9 protein-coding genes are annotated in these 10,382 nt (G+C 46.6%); 2 read left to right on the forward strand and 7 right to left on the reverse strand.

What is annotated here, in order from left to right; genetic code table 11:
• Positions 1–11: 11 nt before the first annotated feature.
• From MN202_RS01175 to gspG, 3 genes are read right to left on the reverse strand one after another with little or no spacing between them, the layout of a single operon-like run.
• A complete protein-coding gene (locus MN202_RS01175; protein WP_335734251.1) occupies positions 12–1,214 on the reverse strand; it encodes a type II secretion system F family protein in 1,203 nt (400 codons plus the stop codon).
• The gene (locus MN202_RS01180; RefSeq protein ID WP_335734252.1) at positions 1,214–2,872 is read right to left on the reverse strand and encodes a GspE/PulE family protein; all 1,659 of its coding nucleotides are present in this window, start codon (positions 2,870–2,872) and stop codon (positions 1,214–1,216) included. The genes MN202_RS01175 and MN202_RS01180 overlap by 1 nt, the downstream gene beginning before the upstream one ends.
• Positions 2,869–3,270 carry a type II secretion system major pseudopilin GspG gene (gene gspG / locus MN202_RS01185; protein WP_335734253.1) on the reverse strand — a complete coding sequence of 134 codons (402 nt, stop codon included), beginning with the start codon at positions 3,268–3,270 and terminating at the stop codon, positions 2,869–2,871. Before gspG ends, MN202_RS01180 begins: the two co-directional genes overlap by 4 nt.
• A 258-nt stretch (positions 3,271–3,528) precedes the next feature.
• Here gspG and MN202_RS01190 point away from each other — a divergent pair, with 258 nt between their 5' ends.
• Together MN202_RS01190 and MN202_RS01195 are read left to right on the forward strand one after the other, a co-directional pair.
• The gene (locus MN202_RS01190) at positions 3,529–4,458 is read left to right on the forward strand and encodes a glycosyltransferase family 2 protein (protein ID WP_335734254.1); all 930 of its coding nucleotides are present in this window, start codon (positions 3,529–3,531) and stop codon (positions 4,456–4,458) included.
• Entirely contained in the window at positions 4,451–5,302 is an 852-nt protein-coding gene (locus MN202_RS01195) for a glycosyltransferase (RefSeq protein ID WP_335734255.1), read from the forward strand. The genes MN202_RS01190 and MN202_RS01195 overlap by 8 nt, the downstream gene beginning before the upstream one ends.
• 13 nt (positions 5,303–5,315) lie before the next feature.
• On the opposite strand, the gene MN202_RS01200 is transcribed toward MN202_RS01195, so the two are convergent.
• From MN202_RS01200 to MN202_RS01215, 4 genes are all read right to left on the reverse strand, one after another.
• A complete protein-coding gene (locus tag MN202_RS01200) occupies positions 5,316–7,238 on the reverse strand; it encodes a polysaccharide biosynthesis protein (RefSeq protein ID WP_335734256.1) in 1,923 nt (640 codons plus the stop codon).
• Positions 7,239–7,340: 102 nt separating this feature from the next.
• Positions 7,341–8,249, reverse strand: coding sequence for a UTP--glucose-1-phosphate uridylyltransferase GalU (galU, locus tag MN202_RS01205; RefSeq protein ID WP_335734257.1), 909 nt, complete (start codon positions 8,247–8,249; stop codon positions 7,341–7,343).
• Positions 8,250–8,379: 130 nt separating this feature from the next.
• Positions 8,380–9,792: an MBL fold metallo-hydrolase gene (locus MN202_RS01210; RefSeq protein WP_335734258.1), complete on the reverse strand. Its 1,413-nt coding sequence runs from the start codon at positions 9,790–9,792 to the stop codon at positions 8,380–8,382.
• Between the two features lie 13 nt (positions 9,793–9,805).
• Positions 9,806–10,363, reverse strand: a complete 558-nt coding sequence (locus MN202_RS01215; protein ID WP_335734259.1) for a sugar transferase — start codon at positions 10,361–10,363, stop codon at positions 9,806–9,808.
• Between the last annotated feature and the right edge of the window lie 19 nt (positions 10,364–10,382).

A 10,382-nucleotide genomic window follows, 5' to 3' on the forward strand; every position in this document is an offset into this window, starting at 1 on the left:
GCAACGGCGTATTACAAACCTACATCGGTAGCAGAGGTAATACTTAGCATCATAATTACCACCACACCGCCGACAATACCGCCCATAACCAGGATCAACAGCGGCTCCAGTAAACTGGTAAAACGGGTTACCCAGTCAGTAAACTGCCGTTGACTACGCTGGGCAATTTCCTGGAAAATTCTCGCCAGCTCGCCACTTTCTTCGCCGACGCTGAGTAAAGAAGCAAAAAAGTCCGGAAACAGACGGGTTTGCCGTAACGCAGCAGACATCTGATCACCGCGCTTTATCTTGCTAATCGCTATTTGCATTTCTGCTCGCAGCTCTGCTTGCTTAATATTGCCGTTAGCCAGATCCAGCGCCTGATCTACGGCTACGCCGGCCTGTAACATCATTGCAAGACCACTGTTAAAACGAATGCGCTCTACCAACAAAATAGCTGAGGATACCGCTGGCAAACGGATAGCTAGCCATTGCCAGCGCTGCTGAAACCCAGGATGCTTACGGCCTTGCAGTACTGCAACTCCAGCCAGCAATAACACAATAAACAAGATCAATTGGTACTGCTGTAACCAGGCTGATGCACTTAGCAGCATGGTAGTGTAAAAAGGCAAATCTTGCTGGCGTTCAAACATAGTGGCCATATTGGGCACGACATAATTAAAAATAAATAACACCGATGCTATGCAAACAAACAATATCACCATAGGGTAAGTAAGCGCCTGGGAGATTTTTTTCTGCAGATCACGTTTAAATGCCAGCTCTGTGGCGAGCTGACGAAAAATATCGGCCAGCTTACCGGTTTTTTCACCTATGCTGACTAAATTGACATATAAGGCGTCAAAGTAGTCAGGAAAAACCGCGAGTACCTGAGACAATTGCTTTCCGCTGCGCAACTCTGCGCTAATTTTGTTTAGCAACCTTGCTAGGGCCGGCTTTTTATTCGCCGACTTTAACAATTCAATGCCTTTGTCTATTTTTAAACCGGAATCGAGTAATAATGACAATTCAGCAGTAAGAAACTCAATATCTGCAATTCCAACTTTGTCGCGACTAAAAATATCATTTTGCTGGTTAAGTTGCTCTTCTTTGACGGACTTGAGTAATAGACCTTGTTGTTTAAGTTGCAGCTGTGCATGCTGTAGCGTTGGTGCCTCAACAGTGCCGCTAACCCGAGCACCCGATTTATCGAAACCGCTATATTCAAACTGTGGCATTAACCTGCTACCCTCAGTACTTCAGCGATAGTTGTTGTACCTTGCATAGCTTTAAGCAATCCATCTTCAAGCAGAGTGCGGCCCTGCTGGCTTTTATTCGCTTTACGCGCTAGTTGAATAAAGTTTTGATCCTTAGGGATGGCTTTAATCACATCATTACAACGCAAATATTCAATAATAGCGACACGGCCCTTATAACCGGAATGATTGCAGTGCTCGCAACCAACCGCCTGACACAAATGAAGTTTGCCGCTATTTAACTCATCAGCGTAGTGTTGCAGCTGATACCGTTCGGTAAGTTCCGCGGCATCAAGCGCAGGCGCAGCACAGTGCTCACACAGGCGCCGAACAAGACGTTGCGCAACGATAGATACCAGTGCAGCATTGAGCAAAAACTCTTCAACACCCAGATCTAATAATCGGGTATAAGCACTTGGCGCATCATTAGTGTGCACTGTTGAGAACACTAAATGGCCGGTCAGCGCAGATTGCATAGCGATGGCTGCAGTTTCTTTATCTCGTATTTCACCCAGCATAATAATGTCAGGGTCTTGTCGCACTATACTGCGCAGACCGGCTGCGAAATCAAAACCAATATCGGCTTGCACCTGAACCTGATTAATACCGTCTAGCTGATACTCTACCGGATCTTCCAGCGTAATAATTTTTACGTCTGGTGTATTTAACTTATTTAAAAACGTGTAGAGGCTAGTGGTTTTACCCGAACCAGTAGGGCCGGTTAACAGTATTACACCAGCAGTCGTCTGAATGTCTTGCAATATTTTTTGTTCAATATCAGGCGCAATACCTAATACGGCCATATCGTAGCGGATAGCGTCTTTCCGTAAAAAACGCATCACTACGCTCTCGCCATCGTTAAGCGGCAGCGCCGACACCCGGATATCCAAATCGATGCCTCCGATACGCATTTCAATTTTGCCATCCTGCGGCCGGCGTTTTTCGGCTATATCCATATTACTCAGGATTTTTAACCGGGTGATCACCGGCAATACCAAGGCCGGCGGAATAGTGTCGATGTCCTGCAAGACACCATCGATACGAAATCGGACTCTCCCCTTACCATTTGATGGCTCTAAATGCATATCAGAGGCTCGCTGTCTTAAGGCTCGGGTGATTAAAGCATTGAGCAGATTAACCGTCGGCGCTTCTGATGCCAGCTCACGTAATCGAGCCTCTTCAACCGAAGTTAGTTCGCCATTTACTACACCATCGTCATTCTGCCGGGCTATAACAACTAACTTATTAAATAAGTCATTGCCAACCATTACTAGCGAACAGTTAACTCCCAGAGCAAATACTATTTCCTGTGCGTCTTTATTCAGCGGCGATATAGTGACGAAACACCACCCGCTGTCACTGACTGAAAAAGGTAACCATCCTTTCTCAATCAATTGGTCTAACGGGAACGTACGGGCCTGAACCGGTAGCTCCCATTGATCGACATCTTTATCGGTGTAGGTTGGTAAGTTCAGTAGTCTGGCATATAAGTCAGGCAAAATCTCTGAAGATAAACTGCCCATACTGATCAAAATTTGTTCCAGCTGTCCACCATACTTACGTTGGTAAGCAGTGGCTTTTTCTATATCGGCAGTGCCTACGGCAAAGCTGTCTTGCAACAACTGAGGCAGTTTACTCATTTGTGAACAATATCCGCATCGTCACCTTCACCACCAGGACGGCCATCACGACCATAAGACATTAGACTGAAACTTATCCCCGTTTCACTTTTATTGCTGTAAACATAGGGATTTCCCCAAGGATCAGCTGGAATATCTTTGGGTAAATACGGCCCATCCCAGTTTTTGTTTTCACTTTTTAGCAATAAATCAAGGCTGTCAGGATAATTCCCCAAATCTAAACGATAGGTGTTCAGTGACGTTTCTAGCAACTCCATTTGTGCTTTAGCTGTCTTAATTCTGGAAGAGTCAACCTTTGAGAACATTTCCGGGGCTACCAGTGAAGCGAGTAACCCAACTATTACAATAACAATTAGCAGCTCTATCAACGTAAAACCGCGAGTTTGTATAACCTTCATCTGTGATCCTGTGTTGTAAACTGAGTAATTACAATGCTGAGGCATCTTACCGTATGGCCCTGATATGGACAAGGCTGTGACAGCTGCATCAGACGTTGCAACAGCAAAATAGTTGCAATATTTGTAATGAGAAGTTGTTTATTTCTTTATCCGGCAGCTTTCTAAACTTTGACAAAAGCATACATTAAACGCCTAATATGTTTGCGGTGAAAAAATGTATCTGAGTTGGTATACTCGGCAAAAAAGCCGAACTTGTTTATGCCAGCAATAAGTATTGTCATTCCACTTTTCAACAAAGTTAACTCTATAGCACGCGCAATTGAGTCTGTTTTGCAGCAAACGTTTACTGACTTCGAACTTATAGTAGTAAATGATGGCTCGACTGATGGCAGCATTCAAGTAATAAATGAGCTTATTGAGCCCCGTATTAAGCTGATTAACCAGTTAAATCAAGGAGTCTCAGTTGCCAGAAATAAAGGTGTTTCGGTGGCTCAAAGTAATTATGTTGCTTTCCTGGATGCCGACGATTGCTACCATCCCGAGTTTTTACATCGAATAATTGAGCTTATAAGTTTGTACCCGGATGCCGCACTTTTTAGCTGTCGTTTTAATATTGCCAATGAAGCAGGCCAGATTTTTACACCTAAAGGTTTATTAGCTGACGGCGCTGTTGGTGAGTTGTCAACTTTTTTAACTGACTTCAAACGCGACAGAACTCTTATTCATCCCTCTTGTATGGCAGTAAATAAAAGCCTGTTTTTTGCTTGCGGCGGTTTTCCTGAGGGCAAGAAAGTTGGTGAAGACTTGCAGCTTATCCTTTGTATGTCTTTGCTCGGTGCCGTAGCGCACTGTCATATCGTGTCAGCAACCGTGCACCGGGATGCAGAAAACCGAACGCATCACCGGCTAAAAGCTGAGCCAGCCTGTCATTTGCAGTACTTTTTGTCCAGTGACGATTGGCAGAAAAACGTATCTAAAGATCAAATTGCAATGATGTCTGACTTTGTCAGGCACAACACTCTTTTACATATAGCCGGTGCAGCCTTGCTTGGACAACGCAACCTGGCGCTCTGCTATTCTGCAATGCTTTGGCGGCATCATCCGCTGCAAAGTATCGCCGGTTATTGCATATCCATTGCACCTAAAACCATCTTAGATTGGTTAAAACGGAGGCGTAACAGTGCTTAATCCTCTGGTTACCATATATATACCGACGCACAATCGCCCGCAAATGTTAGCCCGAGCGTTAGTCAGTGCAGTAGAACAAGATTACAGCAATATTGAAATTATTGTAGTAGATGATGGGTCGACGGAGGAAAACTTCGCTAAAGTTGCTGAACTGTGTAGCAATTACAGCAACGTATTATTGTTGCGGCAGAGCAAAGCAAGCGGCGCTTGTGCAGCTCGCAATTTAGCCATAAATAGCGCCCGAGGCCAATTTATCACGGGTCTTGATGACGACGACGAGTTTACCAGCGGCCGTATTACTGCATTTGTGTCACAGTGGTTTAAATTCAGCCAACCATCACTCCTATGCACAGGATATTGTTTTATCTTACGAGGCGGTTCTGCTATTCAAAGTGGGCGGCGAGCTATGCAAATTGATGCTGCTCGTGTATTACACGTCAACGATATTGGCAATCAAGTATTCACGCGAACTGACTATTTACAGCAGATATCGGGTTTTGATCCTGTTTTAGAAGCCTGCCAGGACTACGATGTTTGGATAAGATTGATCTTAAAATTCGGCATCGGATATCGATTAGCGCTGGTCAATTATATTGTTCACCAGGAGCATGATTCGCCAAGGATCTCGCAATTTGATAAAAGATTGCGAGGCCACAATCAATTGATAGAAAAGTACCGCAATGTTTTTACGCCAGAGCAGTTAAACAGTCAAAAATTTTTCTGTGCTTTATACGCAGGGGAAAAAAATTTATTCCGACTGTTAAAACTAGCTCGCTGGCGGCATATATTAGTTCTGATTAAAGTTCTGTATGCACGAACTATGATTAATAAATCTTCCGATTAATTACTAAACTGTATCAAACTACTCTGATATTTTTTAGTTTACCGCTTAGCAAAGGCTCTCTTTGATTATCCACCAGATCACAGTTTTCATCGGATGGCGCAAAAGCAATATGGCTGTTTAACAGCAAATCACGAATTGTATTGATATCGTAAGCATCACAGGCACTGTGCATCGCTTGCAATAGCTGCAGCATTTGTGGCCAATCAAGTGCCGACTCATTAGCTTTCATAATACGCGGATGTTCTGTTGGCAACTCTTCGCCACCAATCAGCAATTCTTCGTACAGTTTTTCACCAGGCCTTAACCCGGTAAAATGAATTTCGATATCACCGTTGGGGTGAATGTCGTCTTTTACTTCCAGCCCCATCAGGTGGATCATTCGCCTGGCGAGGTCGGCAATTTTTACCGGCTCGCCCATATCCAACACAAACACATCACCGCCCTTGCCCATAGCGCCGGCCTGGATCACCAACTGCGCGGCTTCGGGTATGGTCATAAAATAGCGGATTATATCTTTGTGGGTAACCGTTACCGGGCCACCACGGCGGATTTGCTCACGAAACAGCGGCACCACCGAGCCACTGGAACCCAGCACATTACCAAAACGCACCATGCAAAAGCGGGTGCCACTTTGGCGCAGTGACAAAGCTTGCAGCACTAATTCAGCCAGGCGCTTACTGGCACCCATGATATTGGTCGGCCGCACAGCCTTGTCAGTAGAAATTAACACAAAGGTGTCAACTCCGGCATTAATAGCCGCCTCTGCCGCATGCCAGGTGCCAAATACGTTATTACGTACGCCTTCAGCGACGTTAAATTCAACCAGGGGTACATGTTTATAGGCCGCAGCATGATAAACAGTGGTAACGTTAAAACTGGCCATTACCGATTGCAGCCGGTTTAAATCCTGCGCCGAACCCAGAACCGGCACTATACGGGTATGCGGGCTGCGTTGAGCAACCAGCGCTTTTAGTTCCTGCTCTATGTTGTACAGGGCAAATTCAGACAATTCAAACAGCACCAGTGCTTTTGGCTGGCAGATAACTATTTGCCGGCACAATTCTGAGCCGATAGAACCACCGGCCCCGGTTACCATGACCACTTTGTCCTGGGTATTAGCTTTAATTAGCCGATCAGACGGGTTAACCGGGTCGCGGCCGAGTAAATCTTCAATTTTAACGTCCTGCAGCTCGTCGATACGCATGGTGCCGCTAACCAAATCACTCATACCAGGCACCGACTGTACCGGTATTGGCAGCTCTTCCAGCGTGTCTAGTACTTCGCGCCGCCGTGCCCGGCTGGCAGAGGGTACCGCCAGTAAAATACGGCTGATATTAAAAGCTTTAATCTGACTGCTGATTTGGCTGGGGGCACCCACCGGAATACCCAGAATAGTAGAGCGCTGCAGCGTCGTATCATCATCAACAAATACCACAGGGTTGTACTGTTCGCCATTCATTAGCGCCTGTGCCAACTGGCGGCCCGATGAGCCGGCGCCATATATTAATACCCGCTCTTTGTGGCCATTATTGCGCTGGCCCAAAAACATCCGGGCTAACAGGCGTAACCCGCCAGAGGTCAACATAGCCAGCACTGCATATACAAATATCAGATTACCTTTGTCATGCACCCCGGTAATACTGAACAGCAGCATTAATACAAAGGCACTGCTAACTATACCGGTAAGTACAGCACCCAGTGCGTGCTGGCCAATGTAGCGGATAACGGCGCGGTACAACCCCAGCTTGGTAAAAATAAGCAGTGTGATAGGTAAGGTGATAGCGAAAGAGATGGCAATTTGCGAAATGTCAGTTTGGCCGTTCTGCTGGGTAAGAAAAAAAGCAGCAAATAACGAACTTATTAAAAAGCCAATATCAGCAAACACTGACAATAAACGTTTAACGGAACGGGGTAACCCCAGCATCCAGGTTAGCATTTGAAACTCCACTTGCCTGCCGGCATTACACCGGCTTGTGCGCATAAAACCCAGCGATTATAGCACTGCCTGCTATAAGCACTATGGCTAAAACCGGCGCTTTTATTGTTTTTGCATAATAGCATTAAGGCATTTACGAAATTCTGCCCCTAACTGCTTATCTCTTAACCCATATTCAACAAATGCCTGCATATAACCCAGCTTACTGCCGCAATCATGACTACGGCCTTTAATCTGGTAGGCGTTGACTTGTTCAGCTTCCATTAGCAATGCTATGGCATCGGTCAGTTGGATCTCATCACCGGCACCTATAGGTGTGCGCTTAAGGCAGCGCCAAATCTGTGAGCTGAACACATAACGGCCTACCACAGCAAGGTTGGACGGCGCGTGCTCAGCGTCGGGCTTTTCCACTATGGCCGACATCGGTGCAGAATCTCCCGGTTGCATAGTTTTTCCGCTAATATCCACCACACCATAGTTATGTACCTGCTGTTGTGGTACGGCTTCTACCATCACCTGGCTGACGCCACTTTGATGATACATTCGTACCATTTCAGCTAGGTTATCCTGCGTCAGATCGCTGTCATACCCATCAATTAAAACATCCGGCAGTACCACACAAAATGGCGCTTCGCCTACCAGGGGTAAAGCACACAGCACAGCGTGACCCAGGCCTTTGGCCTCGCCCTGACGAACGTGCATAATAGTGACGTCTTTTGGGCAAATAGCCTGCACTTCATCCAGTAGCTGGCGTTTTACCCGCTTTTCCAGCATGGACTCGAGCTCGAAGCTCTTATCGAAGTGGTTTTCAATTGAGTTTTTTGACGAATGGGTTACCAGCACAATTTGTTTAATACCGGCGGCAATGCACTCATTAACCACATACTGAATAAGTGGCTTATCTGCCACTGGCAGCATTTCTTTTGGTATTGCCTTAGTTGCCGGCAGCATGCGAGTACCCAAACCCGCAACAGGAATAACGGCCTTATAAACCTTATTATTATTTTGCATGTTGTTCCAGTCCCGACTTTGGTCTGCTAAGTGTTGCATGTTGAGTTAAGAAGCAAACACTATACATTTAGCACTACACACTCAAGATTAATTAAAAACGACGGCTTTCTGTTTCCGGAATAAGCACAACTCAGCTGGCAATCATAGCATTAATACCGGCTGACAAAAAAGCAGCCTGCAGCGCTTGTTTTGCGTCTTTGTCTCCATGCACTATGCGCACCTGCTTTGGTTTGCGCTGCATGCGGGCTACAAAGTTAAATAAGCCTGTTTTATCAGCTTGGGCTGAATAGCCGCTTAACGTAATAATTTCTGCTGCTATGCTCATGCGCTCGCCGTCAATATCAACATAACCGTTACCAGGGCCATAGCGCTGAATTGCTGCCCCCAGGGTGCCTCGCGCCTGATAACCGACAAACACCACCTGATGCGCCCTGTCACCCAACAGCGCTTTTAAATAATTCACTACCCGGCCACCTTCACACATACCACTGGCGGCGATGACGATAGCCGGTTGCCTGGTTCGGGCTAAAAATTGCACCAAATCTGTATGTTGCGCATGGCTGTCAACAGTATGTAGCTGGCTAAAACTCAATGGATGCCGTCCCTGTTTCAGCCGGGATTTTGCTTCGTTATCCCAAAAAGGCTGCAGCGCATTGTAAGTTTCAGTGAAGCGTGCGGCCAGTGGCGAATCAACAATAATTTGCAGTTGATCCCAGCGCAGCGTGCGGTGAATATGTTGCCCGCGCAAGCGATGGACGATAGCTTCAAGTTCATACAGCAGCTCCTGGGTACGGCCAATGCTGAAGGCCGGAAACAACACAGTGCCGTTATCCTGCAAGGCATGCAGTAATACCTGCTCCAGTCGCTTAATCCGCTCCCGGCGGTTGTCGTGCACTCTATCACCGTAGGTGCTTTCTATTACCACTTCATCAGCGGCATAAGGTGGTTTGGGCGCTGGCAGCAGCGGCGCATAGGGTGCGCCTAAATCACCGGAAAATACCGTCTTATAACCCGCTTTTGTCGGCGTATTATGACGTAACTCAACATAGGCCGAGCCGAGGATATGACCGGCAGGCTGAAAACGCAGCATCGGCTTAGCGCCAAGGAGTGCCGGTAAGGCTATCCACCGGTTAAAAACGCAAGGCACCAGCTGGCGGCGCAATTTATTAAGCACAGCCCGCACCAGTTTTTCATCACGGCTAATGCCCATTTTTACTGCATCTTCTATTACCAGCGGCAGCAGCACAGCCGATGCTTGTGTGCAATATACCGGCCCGTTAAAACCGGCGGCTAGCAGGTAAGGTAGCCGGCCAACATGGTCGATATGTACATGGGTAACAATAAGTGCCTGAATATGGCTGATAGCAAACTGTATTTGCGGCGTTGTCGCTGAGCCGCTGTCAGAGACTTCTGCCCCCTGAAACAAGCCGCAATCGATCAACAGGCCATAATCATCGCTAATGCGGTATTCGTGACAAGAGCCCGTCACGCCATCAACAGCACCATGGTGAACAAACTCAGGTTTGATATATAACGTCGACATCCTGTCTCCTGTTTTAATCCTTTGTTATTCGATCCCCACTACCCTTTCCGGCTACAGTCATAAAAATATACTTAAAGTAATGCGCCAGCGTCAGGTTGTGCAGCATTTTCGCATCGGTTTCGGCCAGTAATACCGGCGTTGACATATCAATATCATTTACCTGCGCCAGGCCGGTAATACCCGGGCGGGCTTTTAGTACACCACGCTGCTCACGTTCAGCAATTAACTCGTGCTGGTTAAACAAACACGGCCGTGGGCCAACTAAACTCATGTCGCCCCACAGTACATTCCACAATTGTGGCAGCTCGTCTAACTTGGTTTTACGTAAAAAACCGCCAAATGGCGTAATAGCACTGCTACTGGCCAAATGGCTGGCAACATGGGCCGTGTCTGGCTGCATGGTACGAAACTTAACCAGCGTAAACGGCTTTTTATTACGCCCCACCCGCTGCTGGCGAAAAATCGGTGAACCAGTATCAAATAGGCCAATCAGCGTCAGTATAACCAACACCGGAAAACCAAATAGCAAACCACAAAGCGAAAACAGGATATCTAACAGCCGAATTAACATATAACCTCTAAACTAAACT

The organism is Rheinheimera muenzenbergensis (assembly GCF_036984005.1).
Classification (GTDB): Bacteria; Pseudomonadota; Gammaproteobacteria; order Enterobacterales; family Alteromonadaceae; genus Alishewanella; species Alishewanella muenzenbergensis.

Coding starts and splice junctions, on each gene's coding strand:
- MN202_RS01180 (WP_335734252.1), bottom strand. CDS start 2,872: ATGAGTAAACTGCCTCAGTTGTTGCAAGACAGCTTTGCCGTAGGCACT.
- MN202_RS01215 (WP_335734259.1), bottom strand. CDS start 10,363: ATGTTAATTCGGCTGTTAGATATCCTGTTTTCGCTTTGTGGTTTGCTA.
- MN202_RS01200 (WP_335734256.1), bottom strand. CDS start 7,238: ATGCTAACCTGGATGCTGGGGTTACCCCGTTCCGTTAAACGTTTATTG.
- gspG (WP_335734253.1), bottom strand. CDS start 3,270: ATGAAGGTTATACAAACTCGCGGTTTTACGTTGATAGAGCTGCTAATT.
- MN202_RS01210 (WP_335734258.1), bottom strand. CDS start 9,792: ATGTCGACGTTATATATCAAACCTGAGTTTGTTCACCATGGTGCTGTT.
- galU (WP_335734257.1), bottom strand. CDS start 8,249: ATGCAAAATAATAATAAGGTTTATAAGGCCGTTATTCCTGTTGCGGGT.
- MN202_RS01190 (WP_335734254.1), top strand. CDS start 3,529: ATGCCAGCAATAAGTATTGTCATTCCACTTTTCAACAAAGTTAACTCT.
- MN202_RS01175 (WP_335734251.1), bottom strand. CDS start 1,214: ATGCCACAGTTTGAATATAGCGGTTTCGATAAATCGGGTGCTCGGGTT.